The organism is Streptomyces sp. NPDC056734 (assembly GCF_042790455.1).
Classification (GTDB): domain Bacteria; phylum Actinomycetota; class Actinomycetes; order Streptomycetales; family Streptomycetaceae; genus Streptomyces.
This window is the reverse complement of record NZ_JBHTZD010000011.1, coordinates 169,994-189,887: the sequence shown is the minus strand read 5'-3', so window position 1 is coordinate 189,887 and position 19,894 is coordinate 169,994. Positions and strand designations below refer to the sequence as shown.

13 protein-coding genes and 1 pseudogene are annotated in these 19,894 nt (G+C 70.5%); 8 read left to right on the top strand and 6 right to left on the bottom strand.

Annotated features, from left to right (window positions below; translation table 11 throughout):
* Positions 1-96: 96 nt before the first annotated feature.
* Positions 97-747, top strand: a complete 651-nt coding sequence (locus ACFRFC_RS18940) for a hypothetical protein (RefSeq protein WP_382688241.1) — start codon at positions 97-99, stop codon at positions 745-747.
* On the opposite strand, the gene ACFRFC_RS18935 is transcribed toward ACFRFC_RS18940, so the two are convergent.
* Complete coding sequence (locus ACFRFC_RS18935; RefSeq protein WP_382688239.1) at positions 698-2,785, bottom strand: HelD family protein; 2,088 nt, start codon at positions 2,783-2,785, stop codon at positions 698-700. The two genes, ACFRFC_RS18940 and ACFRFC_RS18935, sit on opposite strands and share 50 nt — an antisense overlap.
* 494 nt (positions 2,786-3,279) lie before the next feature.
* Here ACFRFC_RS18935 and ACFRFC_RS18930 point away from each other — a divergent pair, with 494 nt between their 5' ends.
* The gene (locus ACFRFC_RS18930) at positions 3,280-4,119 is read left to right on the top strand and encodes an intradiol ring-cleavage dioxygenase (protein WP_382688237.1); all 840 of its coding nucleotides are present in this window, start codon (positions 3,280-3,282) and stop codon (positions 4,117-4,119) included.
* A 121-nt stretch (positions 4,120-4,240) separates the two neighbouring features.
* Here ACFRFC_RS18930 and ACFRFC_RS18925 read toward each other — a convergent pair whose 3' ends face one another.
* A complete protein-coding gene (locus ACFRFC_RS18925; protein ID WP_382688234.1) occupies positions 4,241-6,271 on the bottom strand; it encodes a SpoIIE family protein phosphatase in 2,031 nt (676 codons plus the stop codon).
* Positions 6,272-7,296: 1,025 nt separating this feature from the next.
* The gene (locus ACFRFC_RS18920) at positions 7,297-7,767 is read right to left on the bottom strand and encodes a carboxymuconolactone decarboxylase family protein (protein ID WP_382688232.1); all 471 of its coding nucleotides are present in this window, start codon (positions 7,765-7,767) and stop codon (positions 7,297-7,299) included.
* A gap of 185 nt (positions 7,768-7,952) precedes the next feature.
* Between ACFRFC_RS18920 and ACFRFC_RS18915 the strand changes: the two genes are divergently transcribed.
* Positions 7,953-8,885 carry an RNA polymerase sigma-70 factor gene (locus tag ACFRFC_RS18915; protein ID WP_382688230.1) on the top strand — a complete coding sequence of 311 codons (933 nt, stop codon included), beginning with the start codon at positions 7,953-7,955 and terminating at the stop codon, positions 8,883-8,885.
* A gap of 147 nt (positions 8,886-9,032) precedes the next feature.
* Complete coding sequence (locus ACFRFC_RS18910; RefSeq protein WP_382688228.1) at positions 9,033-9,551, top strand: cupin domain-containing protein; 519 nt, start codon at positions 9,033-9,035, stop codon at positions 9,549-9,551.
* A gap of 164 nt (positions 9,552-9,715) precedes the next feature.
* Here ACFRFC_RS18910 and ACFRFC_RS18905 read toward each other — a convergent pair whose 3' ends face one another.
* Complete coding sequence (locus ACFRFC_RS18905) at positions 9,716-10,588, bottom strand: PaaX family transcriptional regulator C-terminal domain-containing protein (protein ID WP_382688226.1); 873 nt, start codon at positions 10,586-10,588, stop codon at positions 9,716-9,718.
* Between the two features lie 105 nt (positions 10,589-10,693).
* On the opposite strand from ACFRFC_RS18905, the gene ACFRFC_RS18900 reads away from it, so the two are divergent.
* The 3 genes from ACFRFC_RS18900 to ACFRFC_RS18890 all read left to right on the top strand — a co-directional run bounded on the left by ACFRFC_RS18900 (position 10,694) and on the right by ACFRFC_RS18890 (position 14,809).
* Positions 10,694-11,614, top strand: a complete 921-nt coding sequence (locus ACFRFC_RS18900; protein ID WP_382688224.1) for a p-hydroxycinnamoyl CoA hydratase/lyase — start codon at positions 10,694-10,696, stop codon at positions 11,612-11,614.
* Positions 11,611-13,938 (top strand): acetate--CoA ligase family protein, encoded by a 2,328-nt coding sequence (locus ACFRFC_RS18895; RefSeq protein WP_382688222.1) that lies wholly within the window; start codon positions 11,611-11,613, stop codon positions 13,936-13,938. Before ACFRFC_RS18900 ends, ACFRFC_RS18895 begins: the two co-directional genes overlap by 4 nt.
* A 157-nt stretch (positions 13,939-14,095) precedes the next feature.
* Positions 14,096-14,809 carry an alpha/beta hydrolase gene (locus ACFRFC_RS18890; RefSeq protein WP_382688219.1) on the top strand — a complete coding sequence of 238 codons (714 nt, stop codon included), beginning with the start codon at positions 14,096-14,098 and terminating at the stop codon, positions 14,807-14,809.
* Positions 14,810-15,501: 692 nt separating this feature from the next.
* Here the strand turns inward: ACFRFC_RS18890 and ACFRFC_RS18885 are convergent.
* Both ACFRFC_RS18885 and ACFRFC_RS18880 read right to left on the bottom strand, forming a co-directional pair.
* Complete coding sequence (locus ACFRFC_RS18885) at positions 15,502-16,995, bottom strand: amino acid ABC transporter substrate-binding protein (protein ID WP_382688217.1); 1,494 nt, start codon at positions 16,993-16,995, stop codon at positions 15,502-15,504.
* An 86-nt stretch (positions 16,996-17,081) separates the two neighbouring features.
* On the bottom strand, positions 17,082-19,223 hold the full coding sequence (locus tag ACFRFC_RS18880) for a hypothetical protein (protein ID WP_382688216.1): 2,142 nt from the start codon (positions 19,221-19,223) through the stop codon (positions 17,082-17,084).
* A 196-nt stretch (positions 19,224-19,419) separates the two neighbouring features.
* On the opposite strand from ACFRFC_RS18880, the pseudogene ACFRFC_RS18875 reads away from it, so the two are divergent.
* Positions 19,420-19,533 (top strand): annotated as a pseudogene (locus ACFRFC_RS18875) (IS5/IS1182 family transposase); the annotation flags it as partial.
* Positions 19,534-19,894: the final 361 nt, after the last annotated feature.

The window sequence follows — 19,894 nt, the reverse complement described above, 5'->3', positions numbered from 1 at the left end:
CCGGGCCAACGCCCACACCCAAGTTCCGACCGGTGCAGGAAGCCAGGGCCCCTTGGAGTTCGCCGTGAATCAACCGTAACGCGGACATCGTCCGGAATGATCGCATTGAGAGGCTCCGACACGCGGGCCCGCCTCAGCGTCGCTGCCGATTTGGGGACGTTGTGGGCGACCATGCGCGGCCACCACGACCATGGCTCGGCGCGGGTGCCCGGCCACCACCCGACGTGGAACGACGACGCCCACTGCGGGGAGAACTTCGTCGCCAGCGAGCAGGTCGCGGCCGTCCAGTGCCAGCAGTTCCGCCACCTCGACGAACTGCTCGCCGGGCTGGAGCGGATGTACGCGATCGCCATGGCCGAGCCGCCCGGCCGGCCCGGCCTGGAGGCCCTGCCGCGGGCCGCCGGAGACGTGAAGGTCAGCCTGCGGTTCCGGTGCGAGAGCAAGGAGGTGCGGGACGCCGTGGTGGCCGGGCTCACCGCGGCCGGCATCGCCAACTGGACGCTCGGGAAGTATCTGCCGCCCGAGCATCCGGTGCTCACCGGCCGTCGTTCTCTCCTGCTCACCCGTCCCCGGGCCGTCCGGGCCGGGGGCACGGCAAGGACGACAGCGTCGATCCCGGCGAGTTCACCACATCGCCCGCAGGGCTCGCCGCCTGGCTCCGAGATCCGGGCCGGGCGGCGGACGACACCTCGCCGGTTCAGCCTGACTGCACGTCAACGGCGCAGAGCCGCTGCGTGGCGCGGGTGAGGGCGACGTACAGGTCGCGTTCGCCGCCGGGGTGAGCTGCGGCGATCTCCGGCGGGTTGAGGACGACCACGGTGTCGAACTCCAGGCCGCGTACCTGGGAGACCGGCACGATACGGGCCCACCGGCCCAGCCCGGCAGCCGCCAGGGCGGCTGTGCGGGTGTCCGCGCAGATCACCGCGAGGGAATCGCCCGGGTGCGCCGCCGCCCGGGCCCGGAGTTCGGCTGCCAGGACATCGGTGAGCCGGTCCGGGTGAACGGTGAGCCGGCTCGGGGTCCGGCCGTGGCGGATCGCGCGGGCCGGTGCCCGGCCGGGGGCGATCCGGGCGAGCAGGCAGCGGCTGGCGGCGAGGATCTCGTGGGTGCTGCGGTAGCTGACGGTCAGGGTGTGCAGTCTGTACCGGGTGCCGAGGTGTGGCTCCAGCGCCTGGGCCCAGGTGCGGGCCGTGGCGCCGGGACCGGCCTGGGCGAAGTCGCCGACCAGGGTCATCGACCGGGAGGGGCAGCGGCGCAGGGCCATGCGCCATTGCATGGCGGTCAGTTCCTGGGCCTCGTCGACGACGACATGTCCGAAGGTGCGATCGGGCGGGCCCTCGACGAGGGCGGCGGCCTCGTCGAGCAGGGCGGCATCGGCGTCGCTCCAGCGGGTGTCGGGGGTCCGTACGAGCCGGGACCGTTCGGGGTCGGTCAGCGACGGCAGGTGCAGCGCCAGCGCCTCCGCGTCCGCCAGCAAGGTGCCGACGAGGCCGGCCGGGGTCAGCCGGGGCCACAGCGCCTCCACCGCGTGGTCGAGGTGAGGGTCGTCGAGGAGGCCGGTCCGGACGGCATCCGCGTCGAACTCCGCCGTCGGCACCGCCATCGGCGTGCCGTCGAAGCCGAGGGCGCGCAGGTCGGCCCCGACGGCCTGGTCGAGGTCCAGGCCGGTGCTTTCCGCGGCCTCGGTGTCGATGGCTTCCAGGGCGGCGGTCGTGGCGCGTCGCAGTGCGTCCGTGATCCGGTCGGCGAGGTGGTGCTTGAACACTTCCCTGGCCGCGTTGTGCGCCAGGCCGCCGGTGGTGGCCGCGTCCCGGGCCCCGGCCACCTCCTCGTCCGGGAGACGGACCAGTTCCCGCCCGACCTGGAGGGCGAAGCGGCAGTGCGGGGCCTGCCGGGAGCGGACCAGGGCCGCCAGGGCGCCGGCCAGTTCCGGCCCGCCCTTGAGACGCGCGGTCTCCGGCGGCTCCACGGCGGCGGGGGCCACCGGTGCGAGACCGGCGCATGTCGCCAGGACCACGTCGTTCTCGCCGAGGGAGGGCAGGACCTGGGAGATGTGGTCGAGGAACCGCGTGTTCGGGCCGAGGACCAGCACGCCCCGCCGGGCGACCCGCGGGAACGCGTACAGCACATAGGCGGCCCGGTGCAGCGCCACGACCGTCTTGCCCGTACCGGGGCCACCCTGCACCACGGTCACCCCGCGGTGCTCCGAGCGCACGATCGCATCCTGTTCCGCCTGAAGGGTGGCCACCGCGGCGCGCATCCGCCCCGTCCGCCCGGCCTCGAGCACCTGCACCAGCGGTCCGTCACCCACGACATCCCCGGCCGCCGGTGCCGAGCCGTCCAGGATCTCGTCGCTCACCGCCCGCACACGGCGACCCCCGACGCGCAGATGACGGCGTCGTCGCAGCCCCAGCGGACGCAGCGGTGTGGCCTCGTAGAACGGCCGCGCGGCCGCAGCCCGCCAGTCCACCACCACAGGCGACTCGCACCCGTCCACGTGCAGGCCGATCCGCCCCAGGCGCAGCACCGAGCCGTCCGCCCTGTCGATCCGGCCGAACACGAGCCCCTCCTCGGCCCCCTCCAGCTGCCGGACCCGCCCGGCCAGACTTCCGGCGGCAGCCTCCCGCGCAGACACCGCGCCCGGATCCACAGCACCGGCCCTCAGCACATCCGCCAACTGCGCCCGCGCTTCGGCGAGCCGCTCGTCCAGCAGCCGGTACGCGGCAGCCACCCGCACCTGTTCCGCCTCCATCTGGCGCACCGCACCCTCGTCATCGAACCGCATCCGTGGCCGGCCCTTTCCCTCGTCAAGGCCCTCCACTATGCGGCCCGATTCCCGGGAAAGTAAGGCTTGACTTACCTAGGCTCGTCAGCCGCCCCACGGCCCCTGGCCAGCGCCTACGACTCACCTGGTACGGCAGCCTCCTGTTCGCGTCCTGCGCGTCCTGCGCGTCCTGCGCGGCGATGTCGGAGACCGAGCGGGGGAGTATCCGCGCATCGACGCTCACCGCACAGGTGGCGAGGCGGTAGAGCAGATCAAGCCCAACCTGTTCAGCCCCACAGGCAGGCGCAAGGGGCAGAACCCGGGCCCAGCCGGACATCGGCCCGTCGGGGACCGCGTCCGCGTCCGACACCGATGGATCGTGTGCGTGGAACAGGCCCCGCGCTTCCGGGCGGAGAGCCCTTTCCACACGGAGCCAAAGCGAACGGGACCCCAAGTGGCTTGAGATCACCGCTAGTTGGGCGGTCTCCCAGGATCGGCCGCTACATTCCCGCGTCATGACTCAGGACACACCCCACCCCCGGTCCTCCGAGCCCGCCCCCCACCCGCACGGCCCGTCACGGCGCCGGGTGCTCCTCGCCGGTGGCGCGGGCCTCGCGGTCGCGGGCCTCACGGCCACCGCCTCGGCACCCCCGGCCTCGGCCACCGACCTCCCGGCGGACTGCTACCCACTCGCGACGGAGGCCATCGAAGGCCCGTACTACCTGGACTACGACCTGTTCCGGCGCGACCTGACCGAGGACCGCGCCGGCATCCCGCTCGACCTGCGACTCACGTTCCTGGACGTGGTCACCTGCAAGCCACTGCGCGGTGCCGCCGTCGACATCTGGAGCTGCGACGCCACGGGCGTCTACTCCGGCTACACCGAGATCGGCAACGACACTCCCCCGCCGGCCGGCGGCGGCCACGTACCGCCCACCGACGACCTCACCTATCTGCGGGGCTCACAGATCACCGACCGCCGGGGCGAGGTCGACTTCCGCACCCTCTTCCCCGGCTGGTACATCGGCCGCACGGTCCACATACACGTCAAGGTGTACGTGGGCGGCGAGCTGACCCCGGACGGCTACGAGAGCGGCGAGGTCTGTCACACCGGCCAGCTGTACTTCGCCGAGGAAGCGGTCCTCGCCAGCGCCGAGGTCGCCCCGTACAACACCAGCACGGTCACCCGCACCACGCTCGACGTCGACCGCTGGTACGGCGGGGGCGGCGCCGTGGACGGCCTCCTCAACCTCTCGTACGCGCAGGGGGCGATCGAGCGCGGCGTCCGCGGCAGCCTGACCCTCGGGGTGGACCCGAGCGCGATCCCGACGACCCCGGCGGCGTCGGCCTCGTAGCTGATCCGGGTCACCCGCGGCGAACTGTCGGCGGTGCCTCCGGTGAATCCGCCGAGGCACCGCCGCCTACCGAGGCGCCGCCTTGGGAACCACCCGTCGGCTCCCTCGTGCCCAGGCTGTCTCAAGCGGGCACCAGGCTCGCGGCCAGCCGCTGCTCGGTCCAGATGATCTTGCCGTTGGGTGTGTAGCGGGTGCCCCAGCGCTGGGAGAGCTGGGCAACGAGGAACAGTCCGCGGCCCCCCTCGTCTGCGGCGCCGGCCCGGCGAAGTCGCGGCGATGTGCTGCTGCCGTCGCTTACTTCGCAGATCAGGGCGTTGTCGTCGCGCAGCAGGCGCAGGGAGATGGGGGTGCCGCCGTAGCGAATGGCGTTGGTCACGAGTTCGCTGATGATCAGCTCGGTGCTGAACTCGTACTCGGTCAGCTCCCACTCCTCCAACTGTTTGAGGGCTCGCTCGCGCACCGCGGAGACCGCCGCCGGGTCACTGGGAATGTCCCAGCTGGTGCACTGGTCGCCCGGGAGACCCAGGGTGCGGACGACGAGCAGGGCCACATCGTCCTTGGTACGGGTGTCGGGCATCGTCGCCATGACCGTCTGACAGGTCTCCTCCGGGGAACGGTCCGGGGCGTTCTCCAGCGCTTGGCGGAGCGCCTCCATCCCGGTGTCGATGTCACGGTCGCGCGCCTCGATGAGACCGTCGGTGTACAGGACCAGCCGACTCCCCTCCGGCACCGGGATCTCCACCGCCTCGAAGGGGACACCGCCGACACCCAGGGGTGGCCCGGCCGGGACGTCGGGGAAGGTCACCGAGCCGTCGGGGAGGACCAGGGCCGGTGGCGGATGCCCCGCCCGGGCAAGGGTGCACCGGCGCGCCACAGGGTCATACACCGTGTACAGACAGGTCGCGATGTACTCGTCCAAACCCAGACGCTTCACCAGATCATCGAGATTGGTCAGCAGATCCTCCGGCGGAAGATCCAGCGCCGCGTAGTTGTGCACGGCGGTCCGCAGCCGCCCCATCGTGGCGGCGGCATGCACCCCGTGCCCCATGACATCCCCCACCACCAGCGCCACCCGGGCACCGGACAGCGGGATCACGTCGTACCAGTCACCACCGACCCCCACCTGCGCGGGCAGATACCGGTGAGCGGCCACCACCGCACTCTGTTCCGGAAGACCCGACGGCAGCAGACTGTGCTGAAGCGCCAACGCCGTCAAATGCTCCCGCGCATAACGACGCGCATTGTCCACACACACCGCAGAACGCGTACCGATCTCCTCCGCCAGCAACAGATCATCCGCATCGAACGGCACCCGACCCGCCGCCCTCACAAACGTCGCCACACCCAGAGTGATCCCCCGAGCACGCAACGGAACCACAAGCGCCGAACCACCACCGAGACGGGTGGTCCGGGTACCCGTCCCGGAGAACCGGCCGTCGACGGCGTCGAAGTCCGTGACCGTGCCACGAACCGGGCGTCCCGACAGCAGAGCACCACCGGGTAGGGACCCGGGCGCGTAGGTGTGCATATCGCTGGTGCCGAGTCCGAAGCCCGAGCCCGGGTCCGAGGGGGGATGGGGCCCACCGGAGCAGGCGACCCGCTGCACGGTAACGGGTTCCGCGGCCGGCAGTGCGGGCGGTTCGTCACCGGACAGAATGGTCCCGAAGAGATCCACGGCGGCAGCGGAGGCGAACCTCGGCACGGCCACGTCGGCCAGCTCCTGGGCCGTGCGGGTGACATCCAGCGTCGAGCCGACCTGCTCCCCCGCCGCCGTGAGCAGGCTCAGCCGGTCCCGGGCGATCATCAGCCCCTTGATGCGCTCCTCATGCGCCAGGCGGATCCGCAGCACCAGGATGCTCGCGGCCGTGCCCAGCGCGACCAACGCGATGGTGACCATGCGGTGGACCCCTGGCAGCCCCGGAATGACGCCGCTGTAGAGGACCACCAGGGCCAGCAAGGTCAGCCCGCAGATGATCAGCGCCCGTCGGTACGGCAGCAGGGCACTGGCCACCAGAGGGGCCAGGAGGGAGAACCCCCCGAGCCGCACCACACCGCCCTGCGAGGTGGGGATCTGAGCCCCCGAGAGCACCACGATGTAGACGATGAGAACGACGAAGACCCCAGTCCTCCCGCCCGACTGTGACCGAACCACCTCGGCTCACCTCCTGGACCGAGCCATCGCATGCGCCCCAGCTCTGACCATGCGCCACACCAGGGCGCCTTGGGACAACCGTAACGCGGAAAACGACGGGAATAACCCTAGGTAAGGAATACCGACCCCCAATGCCGCGCCCGCTGTGAAGCGCCGACCAGCGCCGCAGACGCCAGGTGCGGGTCCCATCGCATCAACTACCCATAGCTACAAGCTTGTTGGCTGGATGTCGTCATGACAGAACCTGTTTCGGCGAGACATCCAGCGATGGGGTTCTGCGGCATTGGATCCGGCGGAATGTGCGCACCAGGTGGTCTGGGCCGGTAAGGCCGCGTTGGCCCGGCCACTGCACCGCACCGGTGACCAGATGCCCTCGACGGGGTTGAGGCCGGGTGCGTGGGCCGGCAGGAAGCAGCGGGTGATCCAGTCGTGAGGTCGGCCGTCGCCGCGAGGCGTGCGGGGTCCGTTGCGTTCTATTGGGCCCAGGCGCCGTGAGGGGCGGGCTGGATCTGCACGGCCGGATCGGCTTCGCCAACCCGCGGCGCCACGTATGCGGAGCGGTGGGCGAACGCGGCATGATGCACGGCTGGCGGTCTCCCGCTGTCCCGGGGTCGGACCGTCGTCGACCACGGGGCCGGGCGCCCATTGCCTGCCGGACAGGGCGAGTTCGCCGGCCACGGCGACCGGTTCACCCGAGCGGGTGGGGAACACGGGAACACCACCCGCCCGGGCGGAACCTTGCAGCCGAGCCGGAGGCGATCCTCGTTGGTCCAGCAGGTGACGGCCTGCCAGGGCTTGACGACGCCCTTGACCGGATGGGTTGCCGTAGGGGTTGGTCGTGGGGTCTTCGTTGCGCTGGTGGCGTGGGAGAAGTGTGCTGACGGTGTGGGGAGTTGTCACCCCTTTCGCTGGATTGACACCGAAGAGTGCCGTGGTGCGACGCCCACGCCCAGGCCGCCACCGCGCGGAGGCGTCAGGCAGGTCGTCGCACCGTCATCGCTGATTACCCGATGCCTTCGCGGCTCTCACGGGGCGAACATGCCGGGCTCGTAGGAGCCCCCCGGGTTGTGCACGATCACGTTCATCCGGGTGGCCGCGTTGATCAGGGAGACCAGACAGACCAGCGCACCGACCTGATCGTCGTCGTAGTGCGTGCGCACTTCGGCCCAGGTCTCGTCGGACACGCCGTGGTCGCCGAGCCGGGTGCCCTCCTCGGCGAGCGCCAGCGCCGCCCGCTCGGCCCGGGTGAACACGGTGCTGTGCCGCCAGGCGGCGACCAGGTGGAGCCGGAGCGCGGTCTCACCAGCGGCCGCGGCCTCCTTGCTGTGGACGTCGACGCAGAAGCCGCAGCCGTTGAGCTGGCCCACCCGCAGCTCCACCAGTTCCCGCAGGGCCTTCGGCAGTGTCGATGCCTCCAGGGCCAGCGAGGTGTTGTAGAACCGCCTGGCGACCTTCGCGGCGGTCGGGCTGTCGAGCAGGTTGAATCGAGGTTCCATGACGTCGTCCTCACTCGTGGTGTTGCCGGTAACTGCACGGGACGGACACAAGACGCCGACCGCCCGGTCCCTGTGACGACGCGGAGATGTGGTACCCGTCACGGTCCGCGGGCGTCACAAAACTGTGGAGGCCGGTGTCTGGTGCTAAGGCGCAGTCATGAGCGAACGGACGGACGGGAGCGGCGATGAACGACCGAACTACGAGTGACCGGGCGAGGGACACAGCCGAGCCGGCCGCTGGTGGCGACCGCATGGACGCCGTCACCCAGCCGTTCGTCGCCCACCGCAATCTGCTGTTCACCGTCGCCTACGAGATGCTCGGATCAGCAGCCGACGCCGAGGACGTCCTTCAGGAGACCTGGTTGCGATGGGTGGGCGTCGATCTCGGCACCGTGCGGGACCAGCGCGCGTACCTGGTCCGGATCACCACCCGGCAGGCGCTGAGCCATCTGCGCACGCTCGGCCGGCGCAAGGAATCCTACGTCGGCCCCTGGCTGCCCGAGCCGCTGCTGACCACGCCCGACGTCGCCGAGGACGTCGAGCTGGCCGACAGCGTCTCGATGGCGATGCTGCTGGTACTGGAGACGCTCACCCCGACGGAACGGGCGGTGTTCGTGCTGCGCGAGGTGTTCGACGTCGGATACGACGAGATCGCCGAGGCCGTCGACAAGAGTCAGGCCGCGGTCCGTCAGATCGCCCACCGGGCACGGGCCCATGTCGCCGCGCGCCGACCACGCGGGGCCACTTCCGCCGCCGAGAACCGCCGCACCGTCGAGGCGTTCCGGCAGGCGGTCGAAACGGGCGACCTGCAACGCCTGCTCGCCGTCCTCGCCCCGGACGTCGTCCTGCTCACCGACGGCGGCGGAGTCGTCCGGGCCGCACTGGCACCCGTCGTGGGAGCCGACCGGGTGGCGGGCGTGCTGGGCAGGATCGCCGCCGCGATGTCGCTGCGACCGACACAGGTCAATGGTGATCCGGCGCTGATCGTCCGGCTGGGCGGCGAGGTCGACACCGTCCTGGCGATGCGCATCGACGACGGCCTCGTCACCGGGCTCTACGCCGTGCGCAATCCCGCGAAGCTCTCGCGTCTGGAGCGGGAGACCACCCTGCGCCGCTGAACCCCGAAGAACGCCCACCCGCCCGGATCGCGTCCTGCGACACGGGCGCCCCGGCATCCGGACATCAACGCCGGTGCAGCCGAACTGCAGGTGCCGGACCACACCCTGGCCATCAGACCGATGAAGAGCCGCGAACAGGAGCGCACCATGTCGTACCCCGAACCGCACGAGTACCCGGCAGCCCGCTACCACGGCATCCAGGGCGAAGCGAACTCGGTCTTCCGCCCGGCCGACAGCCCACCGGACATCTCCTCACCCGGCGCCACCACCCACTACCTCGCCACCAACCAGTCCACCAGCGGAGAGTTCGGCCTGTACAGGGTGGACCTGGGTGCACGGTCCGCCGGCGCCAAGACCCACTTCCACAGGACGATGTCGGAGTCCTTCTACGTTCTCTCCGGCGAACTGGAACTCTACGACGGCGAGGCATGGGTCACGGGTCGCACGGGCGACTTCCTGTACGTACCGGCCGGCGGCCTGCACGCCTTCAAGAATGTGACCGACGAGCCCATGTCCATGCTCATGCTCTTCTCCCCGGGCGCCCCACGCGAGGAGTACTTCGAGCGCCTCGCGGAGATGGCGCAGCGCGGCGGCGAAGAACTCAAGCAGTTCCGCATCCGACATGACAGCTACTTCCTGGAGGACTTCGAGTCCGACGCGCAGTAGTGCTGGGCTGCTGCCAGGCGAGCCCAGCCTGTCCACGACCCGAGTCCTGACATCCCACCAGCACGGGCCCGACGCAGACCGGCGTCCTCGGTGACCGCGGTCTGGCGACGGCGCGCGGTGCATGCCTCAGGTGGGCGGCGCTGGTGACCGGTTGCGGGACCACCTCATGGGACCGGGTCGGGGTGGACGTCGATCACGCGAATGCGGGCGGCGCACTCCTGCCGGGCCGTGGGCGCCAAGTCGCGGTACAGATCGTGATACAGCGTGTGAGCCGCCTTGGCCGGCCAGTCCGGCGGGAGGTGCGAGACCGGGAGCCGGGGGTCGGCGCGCGCGATCTGGGACCACTCGCTCTGGAGCAGCAGTATGCGGGTGAGGGCGCTCGCTCCGGCCCGGCCGGTCGGGTCGGGGTGCTCCCAGCGGGCGACGAACGCCCGGTACCGGGTGGCGATCGCCTCCAGATCGAAGGCGTCGTGGATGAGCTGCACGCTGTCGGTCGGCGGGACGGGTCGGGCGGTGAAGGCACGGACGGCCGGGCCGAGGTGCAGGTCGGAGAGCAGTGCCTCGGTATCGACCTGCCCCGGCGCGATCCACATGCCATTGTGCAGCAGGCCGAAGCCCCGCCAGGTCAGTCTCGACCGCAGCTGATGGCGTACGGCTCGCTGTTCTTCCGGCAGTGAGAACCCCAGGACGGTCCATTCCCCGTCCCATGGCCAGTCGGGCGGCTGGTGAGCGGCCTTCTGGCCATCGGCCAGTACCGCGGATCCGTGGGCGGTGAGCGCGTAGAACACCTCTCGGCGGTGCTTGACGCGGGTCAGCAGTCCGCGGTCGGTCATGCGGGTGAGTGTCGAGCGGACCGCGTGGGTGGAGATCCCCAGGCCGGCCAGGACATCGATGGCCGAACCCGCCGCCAGCGCCAGGGGTCGCTCGTACACGGTGAAGCCGAACAGCATGAGGGCGAGGAACTGGGGCCGGTGGGCCCGCGCCAGCTCGGGCGGATCTTCAGGGGTGTCGTCCACGGGGCGGGGCGGTAGAGGCACGGGTCGATAGTAAGGCCGGAAGCTAAAGGTCGCCACATCATTGACGACCGACACGCAAGTGCCTAGCTTTAAGGGAGAGCGTGTACCGCACGAAGGAGGAACGACATGGCGACGACGTCACTTCCGGACCGGCCGAATCCTGTGAACACCGAGGTCACGGAGTCGGAAGGCCGGGCACTCGGCACCTGGCAGACAGTGCTCGCTACGGAGCGTGACGGCATCGCCTGGGTGGTGCTGAACCGTCCGGAGAAGCGCAACGCGATGAGCCCGACCCTCAATGACGAGATGGTTGAGGTGCTGGACGCCGTCGCGGCCGACGAGCGCTCCCAGGTGCTGGTCCTCACCGGCGCCGGTAACTCCTTCACGGCCGGGATGGACCTCAAGGAGTACTTCCGCGAGGTCGACGCGCTGCCACTGATCCAGCAGGAGATGCGCCGTCGGACGGCCCATCTGTGGCAGGGACCCCGGCTGCGCGGATTCCCGAAGCCGACCATCGCCATGGTGAACGGATACTGCTTCGGCGGCGGGTTCACGCCGCTGGTGTCCTGCGATATCGCCGTGGCCGCCGAGGACGCGCTGTTCGGGCTGTCGGAAGTGAACTGGGGCATCATTCCGGGCGGCAATGTGCCCCAGGCGATCGTGCACACGATGAGCCTGCGCGACGCCCTGTACTTCAGCATGACCGGCGAGACCTTCGACGGCCGCAAGGCCGCCGAGATGCGCCTGGTCACCGAGGCGGTCCCGGCCGGCCGGCTGCGCGAGCGGGTGATCGAGATCGCCCAGTTGCTGAAGTCGAAGAACCCGACCGTGCTGCGGGGCACCAAGGAGGCCGTGCGGCACATCAGGTCGATGGGCTGGACAGAGGCGGAGGACTACATCAACACCAAGCTCGCCGCGGCGATCAACACCGATCCCGAGCAGGGGCGGGCACGGGGGCTGGCCCAGTTCCTGGACGAGAAGTCGATCAAGCCCGGTCTCCAGGGGTATGTGCGCCCCACCTCCGGGTCCGAAGGCGCTGGGCAGTGAGTACCGCACGGTCCGGCGCGAACCCGGACGCGAACCCGGACGTGTGGCGCGAGGGAAGAGTGCGTCCCGCCGCCGACGCGGCGGGCGACGGCAGCCGTTCGGCGATCGCCAGGATCGTCACACCGGAGTCGATCGCCGTCATCGGGGTGTCGACCCGGACGCGGTCCGTATCGCACACCTTGGTGGACAACCTGCTGTCCCATGGCTACGAGGGCCGGCTCCACCTGGTCGGACGGCAGGCCGGCGAGGTGGCGGGACGGCCGGTGCTGCCCGGGACGGACGCGCTGCCCGAGCCGGTCGACCTCGCCGTGATGGCCGTACCGGCGGCAGCCGTGCCCGAGAGCATCGCGGGCCTCGCCGGTCGTGCGACGGGCGCGGTGTGCTTCGCGTCGGGGTTCGCCGAGGCGGGGCCGTCGGGACAGGTGGCGCAGCAACAGCTGGCCGAGGTGGTGCGGGCCAGTCGCCTCCGCCTGCTGGGACCCAACTGTCTCGGCTTCTTCAACTACGTCGACGGTGTTCACATCAAGATGACGCCGATGGCCGAGCAGCAGCCGATGCCGCGCGACCGCGGACCGGCGGTGGCGGTGGCCGCGCAGAGCGGCTCGCTGGCCGCCCATGTGGTCGGCTCCCTGATGCGGCGCGGCGTACCGATCGCGTACTCCGTGTCCACGGGCAATGAGGCCGACCTGGACCTCGCGGACTTCGTCGAGTTCTTCCGGCAGGAGCCGCTGATCGGCACGATCGCCGTCTACGCGGAGCAGATCCGGCGACCGGACCGCTTTCTGGCCGCCGTGGCCGCGGCCCGCGCCGCGGGCAAGCCGGTGGTCGTGCTGCACCCCGGCCGCAGCGACGCCGCCCGGGCCGCGGCGCAGTCCCACACCGGAGCGCTGAGCGGCGACCACGCACTGATCAGCACCGTACTGACCGGCGTCGGCGGAGTGGTCGCCCATACGCTTGAGGAACTGATCGACCTGACCGAACTGCTGCGGCATGAGCCGGAGTTGAGCGATGCCGGGCTGGTATCGGTCAACGGCTCAGGTGCGGTCGGTGTCCTCTTGCAGGACTACGCCGACGACGTCGGCCTGCCGCTGGCCGAACTGTCCGCGCCCACGCGCTCCGCACTGGCCGAGCGGTCGCCGGACTACCTCACCCCACGTAATCCGGTGGATCTCGGCACCGGGCTCGCCCTGGACGACACGATCGTCCCGGCGGCGATCCGGGCCGTGCTCGACGATCCGGCCACGGGAAGCCTGCTGCTCACGCTGCCCTATCTCAGCCGGCCCTCCATGCGCTCGGCTCTGGAAGGCTTCATCGCCGAGACGACCCGGGCACGCCGGGTCCCGGCCGTCTTCAGCGTGGCCGAGGAGGACCGGGACCTGTGGCCTGAGGTCGCCGAGTTGGCGCAGCGCGGCGGGGCGGTGACCAGCCGTTCTCCCGAGCGCTCGGTGCGGGCGCTGGCCCGGTTGCGCGAGGTCGCGGTCGCTGCTCGGCGCGGGCGGCGGGAGGTGGGCCCTCGGGCGGAGCCGCTCGGACTGGCTGCCGGCCCGCAGGCCGAATGGCGGGCCAAGGAGCTGTTGCGCGCGATCGGTGTCCCGGTCCCGGACGGCAGCCTGGTCGCCTCGGCCGATGAGGCTGTCGCCGTCGCCCGGAGTCTGGGGTATCCGGTGGCGGTCAAGGCGCAGTCGGCCGCGATGACGCACAAGAGCGATCTCGGCGCGGTGGCGCTGGGCCTCGGTGACGCCGACGCGGTGCGCCGGGCGTACGAGCGGGTGTGCGGCGCGGTGGCCGATCGGCTGCCGACGCTCTCCTTGGACGGTGTCCTCGTCGAGCGGATGGCCGAGCCGGGCGTGGAACTCGTGATCGGCGCGCGCCGCGATCCCGCCTGGGGCCCGGTGCTGCTGGTGGGGCTGGGTGGCGTGTGGATCGAGACCCTGCACGATGTACGGCTCCTGCCGCCTGACTTGAGCGCGCCGGACATCGCCGCCGAGTTGCTGCGTCTGAAGGGTGCCGCGTTGCTGACCGGGGCCCGGGGCACGGCTCCGGTCGATGTCTCGGCGGTTGCCGACATCGCGGTCGCCGTGGGCGAGTTCATGATCACTCACCCCGAGGTGAGCGAGATCGATCTGAACCCGGTGATCGCCGGACCGCGCGGGGCCCGGGTCGCCGACGCGCTGCTGGTGCTGGCGGCGCCCGACGCCCCGGCTCACTCATCCGGTCCGTCACCGGACGGCTCCGGTGCGGGAGCAGCGGCCGATACGGACCGGCGGCCCGCACCGGCACCGGATCCTCCCCTCACGGAGGCGACCACTCGACAACGCCGCTGACCACGGTCACCCGGTCCGGCCGCTTCGGCGACGCCCGGGTGCGGGCACGCCGGAAGGGCTCGCACCGGCTGCCGTGAGCCCCGGTGAGCCCCCCTGTGGGCCACCTCCGAACCTCGGCACGGGCGGCCGGGACCCGCATGGCAACGTAAGGAGAGACATGGCTGAGCAGACGACGGTGGTGCTGGTGCATGGCGCCTGGCACGACCACACCTGCTGGGATCTGCTGCGGGACGAACTCGGCGCACGGGGCATCCCGTCAATCGCCGTGCGGCTGCCCATGGCCAGGCTGGACGTGGACGCCGCTGTCGTCCGCGCCGCCGTCCAGGCACAGGGCGGCGAGGTGATCGTGGTGGGCCACTCATGGGGCGGCAGCCCCGTGACGCTCGGTGTGTCCGGGCTGCCTCAGGTGAAACACCTCATCTACCTCGCGGCCTTCATGACCGAGGCGGGTGTGCCGGTGACACCCCCGGATCAGCGGCGGGCCACCGCGGCCGGATCGGCACAGGTGAACAGAGACGGCCACATCACCATCGACGCGTCACAGGCCAAGGAGGCGTTCTACCAAGATGTCGGCGAGGAGTTGGCGGAGCGCATGATCGCCACGATGCGCCCGGTCGCCGTCGGCGCCTTCAAGCCGATCGCCGCCGACCGGGAGGCCGCGTGGCACACCATCCCGACGACCTACGCGCTGTGCCGGCAGGACCGGGTGATCCACCCCGAGGACCAGCGCGCCATGGCGCACAACGCCGATGAACTGGTCGAGTTCGACACCGGTCACTCACCGTTCCTGTCGCGGCCGGACCTGGTTGCCGATCTGATCGCCGACCGCTATGACCGCGTCCGCCGGGAGGACGCCTCCAGTACGCCATGACGGGGCAGGGCGTGGTGGGGCACATCGCCGTCGAACCCGTAGCGGGTGGCGACTGCTCGGGCGTTCTTGAGCCGGTTGATGGTCCGTTCGACGGTGTTGCGGCTCTTGTAGCGCTCTTCGCCGAAGCCGGGTGGCCGTCCGCCGCGTGAGCCTTTGCGCAGGCGGGCGGCCCGGCTGTCGGTCTTCTCCGGGATCGTGTGCCGGATGCCGCGTCGCCGCGGCTACTGGTGGCAGGGCCCATCGCTGGATGCCTTGTCCGCCGTGAGGCTGTCCGGCTTCCTGCGGGGCCTGCCCCGTCCCGGGGCGGGGAACGCGGATCTTCTCCAGCAGGGCTCGCACCACGTGCAGCCTGCCTGCTGTCCCGGCGGGTCGGTGCGGGCGCCGGCCGCGTGCTGGTGGGCACGGACGACGGTGGAGTCGACCGAGATGTCCCGGTCGATCCCCCGGTGCGGGATCCCGTCGATCACCTGCCGGTGATCCCTCCACCTGCCATAGCGCCTGTTGCTGACCGGCAGGAACGGCCGCAGTGGTCGGGGCCGGACAGCTCGTGACGAAGCGGTCCACTCCCGAATGTCACCACCATCTCCTCCGGCCCGATGAACCCCTTCGGAGCCCGCGGAAAGGAGCGCGACAGTGAGCCGAGGAATCGCCGAGAGCCTGTTGGGGTGTGAACTCAGAGAGGGTCGGCTGTCTCAGGAAGTGCCGCTCGGGATCACGCAGTTCTCCGGCTGTTCTTTCCCGGTGGGCCAGCCCAGATCGTCGAACTCCAGGGTCCCGCCCTTGCCTTCGCTCGGTTTCAGATTGACCACCGCGACCGGCTTGTTGTAGGGGTTCCCGACGCTGGTCAGGCAGATCAGACCGCTCGTGCCCTTCACCCGCTGCGTTGACTGGAGCATCGGCCACTGCCGGCGGACGTCCGCGAGGCTGGGTACCTGCTCGTCGGTGCCCTGTACCGCGCGCAGGGCCGTGCCGATGGTGACGAGACCGTCGTAGACGAGCATGGTGCGGGAGTCCTCCAGGTTCGGGGTGGAGCCTAGGTCCGTACCCGCCTTGCTCGTGGCTGTGATCAGGCGATTGAGGGCCTTCAGGGCCTCCTTGGGCTCCTCGAGGTACTGTTCCTTCTCGGTGCCCCAGGCGTCCGGATGCGCGGGGGCGGCGTACTGGACCGTCACCTTCGCTTCGTCCTTCTCCTTGCGCAGCTGCGCCCAGTCCTCCTCGGACATGGTCTGCAACAGTGAGGCGGCGTCGGAGCCACTGACCAGGGTGAAGTGCCGATCCGCGCAGGTCTGCTTGGCGAGCGTGAGTGCGAAGATCTGCAGGTGCAGCGCGCGGCCCGCGAAGTAGACGGTGTTGGCCTTTGAACCGCAGATGTTGTTGGTGATCTGCTGGAACTGGCTGCCGGTCGAGCCGGCCTCGTCGATCCCCGGGGATTCGAAGGGCATATCGGCGGGACCGGCCGGACCCGTCTCCTCGATCCCCCGGAACGCGCTCGCCAGCGACTCGTTGTAGGCGTCCGGTCGGGTGTCGTAGACCAGCACCGTCTTCTCGTTCTTCCAGCCCTTCTCGGCGTTGAAGTCGGCGAGGGCCTGGGCCGCTTCGCCGTTGGTGGGGATGATCCGGGCCAGGCCGGGGAACCGTGGCTTCTCCCCTTCGACGTTCGCGATCTGGTCTCCGGTGATCCGGGAGGCGAGCACCGGTACACCGTTTGCTGTCAGACGTGCCACGGCCGCCTCGGTCGCGTCGAGGGAGAGGTTGAAGCCCGTGACGGCCCGCAGCTTGTCCTGGTCGGATTCGGCCATGTCGAGCAGCGTGCTCACGATTTTGTCCTGATGGCCGTAGTTCTGCCCGGGGTTGGCCAGCACCAGACGGATCTTGGGCTCATTACCCTTGTCCGAGTTGGCCTGTCGCTGTCCCAGATACGCGCCCTGGAGGTCGCTGCGCATCTGCCGTCGCAACCCCTCCGTGTCCGATTGGAGGGGCAGCATCATCGCCACGGTGACGTGGGGCTCGTCCGCGATCGACTTGTTCTCCTCCGAGATGGCCTTGGCCACGGCGCTGATCTCGGGCGTGCCGAAGTCGTAGCCGGCGCCGTCGACGCCGATGCACTCGTCACCGATCTTCTCGACGCCTTCGTGACAGGTGTCCGGCTCCTGAAGCGCGGGAACGCCGTACAAGCCTGCGGCCACGAGCGCTGTCACACCCGCCAGCGCGTAGAGGATCTTTCCCCATCTGGGCAGTCTGTTCCACCTGGGTATCCAGCCGGGCATTCCCGCTACCTCCTTCGGCCGAGCTGATGGGTGCAGTCGCAGCGGAGCAACGGCTGCTCGTTCGCGGCCAGGTGGCTCCACTCGGTGGCTGTGGGGCCCAGCTCTCCGGCGCCGTCGAAGTCCATGGTCGACAGTTGTCTCAGCAACTGCTCCAGCGTGCGGGCCATTTCGCCGCCGGTGGGCCGGGTGCGCTCCTCGCACAGCCAGACAGCGTGAAGCAGTTGGTCGACGGTGCGGCGCAGCGGCGGTCCGTCGACCCGTACCAGGCCCTGGGCGCGCTCGCGACGCTCGTCCGCCCTGCCCGGATAGGGCGCCTGGGCGATCTCCAGCAGTTCCTCGCACCACTGACGGGGACGGCCGGGGAGGGTGGTGGCGAGGTGGCGGACCACATCGTCGACGCCGCCGGAGACAAGGTGGTGGTTCATCTGGTGGGCGGTCACCGAGTGGAACGCGCCGCCGCTCCGCCCGCTCGCGGCGTAGTGGTCGCGCAGCAGGTGGTGGTCGGCGTACCAGGCGGCGCCGTCGCGTTCCAGCCCGTACAGCCGGTGGACCAGCAGCTGGCGCAGGCCGAAGTCGCCGACGAAGTGCCGCTCGCAGCTGGGCCAGCCGGTGTCGTCGAGCAGCCGCGCGACTTCATGGGCCGTCAGGCGCAGGACACGGCCCCCCTGGTGATGGTGCAGCAGGACGTCCGCGCACTGAGCGTCGTGGGCCACTGACAGATGGGTGAGGAGATCGAGCCACTGGCCATGGTGCTCGTCCGGTAGCCGCACGGGCAGCTGGTCGAGGATCAGCTCCTGAAGCAGTACGTCCGTCACTGGCTGGTCGGATGCGCTGTCCGAGAGACGCAGCTTGGCGTCCAGGATGGCCCGGTCGTTGGCGTCCGTCTCCATCCGGTAGCCGGCGGCAGCGGTGGCCAGCTGGATCACCGAGTGCGGCCGTCCGCCACTCAGCTGGGTCACGGCGGCGGTGATACGGCGGCTGTGCGTACCGCCATCCCGCTCCACGCCCAGCTGTTTCTGCTCCGTCACCCGGCGGACCTGGTCGCCGGTGAGGAAGGGCATCCGCAGCATGAGCACCCCGTCGGACAGTGGGCTCCTCTCCTCCTCCGGGTCCGTCCGGCGGGACCAGGTGGCCGGCACCCCGTCGGCGGGCCGGAACGCCGCCGGCTCCCTCGGTGGCAGACCTCCGTGCAGGAAGTCGCCGCCGTCCGCCCGGCGGGCCGTGCCCACGATCACCACACGGTCGCGCTGCCCGTCCCGGCGGTCGGTGAGCACGGCGCGCAGCAGCCGCTCGCCCACCCGGTCCTCGGCGTGGTGCAGCAGCAGTCCCGGGCGACCGACCCGGCCCAGCCAGCCCCCCAACCCGCCGTATGCCGCCTCCAGGTCCTCGCGCAGCGCCCGGAACAGGAAGCGCTCCGCGTCCTCCCGCGGGTCGCCGCCGGCCCGGAAGTCGGCGGCAAGCCTGCGCAACCCGTGCTTGGGCTGGCCGGCGGCGCCGGGATACTCACCGTAGATCCGGGCCAGCTCCGCCTCGCCCCGGGGCGTCAGGCGCTCGAAGAGTGCGTCGAGCAGCGCCGTGAGCGCGGCGGCGCCGTACGGGCCCAGTGTCTGTCCGGCCAGGACCTCCAGCATTTTCCGTACGACCGCGACGAGGAAGGGGCCGCGCCAGAAGTCGCGCGCCCCGAGACCACGCAGGCGCGGCTGGATCAGCTCCTGGTACCGCTCGATCTCTGTCTTGATCGCTTCGCCCGTGCCGTCCGCGACGCCGGTCGCGATCACCGCAAGGCCGGCGAAGAACCGCGGGAAAGTGAAGGCGCCGCCCGTTCCCCGCCAGGTGTGCAGCAACTGGGCGGCCGCGAACAGGGCCTCGGTCACCGGCGAGCGGGCACCGGGCTCCGACCCGGCATCGTCCGCGTACTCCCGTGAAGCACAGTCCAGAGAGATCACGGGCACGTGGGGGACGAAACTCTCGTGCACCTCCCGAAGTAGCCGCCGCTTGCCCATCCCCGGGCCTCCGGTGAGCAGCACCACGGGCAGGTCAGGGCCGTACAGCAACTTGCGATCGGCACCGGACGGCGACCGCCCTAACAGACGGGCGAAGAAACCGTCCGCGTCGAGCAGTCTCTCGAAGCCCAGGTTCTCATACACGCATCTCCCCCGTGGATGCCCTCCCGCCCGGGAGCGGGTGATCGATGTGTTGAATGAAGTTTAGTGGAGCACGAGGCCCTCAGTCAGGACAACTTCCTTTATATAAAAGGAAGTTGGTGGTGTGGTCCGTGGGGCTCAAGTCGCTGCTTCATGGCTTGGTGAGTGCTGATCTTCTTCCTGACGACCTGTGGGAACGGGACGGTTGCGTGTTCCCGACGGGGCGGTACTCGTCGGCGTCATGTACGTACTGCGGACCGGTGTCGCCTGGCGTGATGTCCCCGCACAGAGTGTGTGCTGCTCCGGAGTGACGGTCTGTACCCTTGACCTGGTACACCACCTTCGAGTCGACCTGGATGGTGTGCTTGGCCTGTAGCACGATCCGCCGCGCCGGGCATGCCGGCCGATGACATCGGCCGCCTGATCACCGGCCTGTCCGACCCGCCGCGCCGACCAGCCGTCACGGATGAGGAGATCTCGTAGCGCGATCTCGAAGTCCACATCACCGAGCGAGTCGATCCGTTCGAGCGGGAGTCGCAGGACGGCGACCAGCGCGACCTGTGCCCGCCGCAGCCGTACCTGCCTCACCTGCCTCACCTGCCACCAGGCGACTGCCAGCGGGGCGTGCCAGGCCGACGGCGGGGAGGTGGCCGTGGTGACGATGCGGCGCAGGC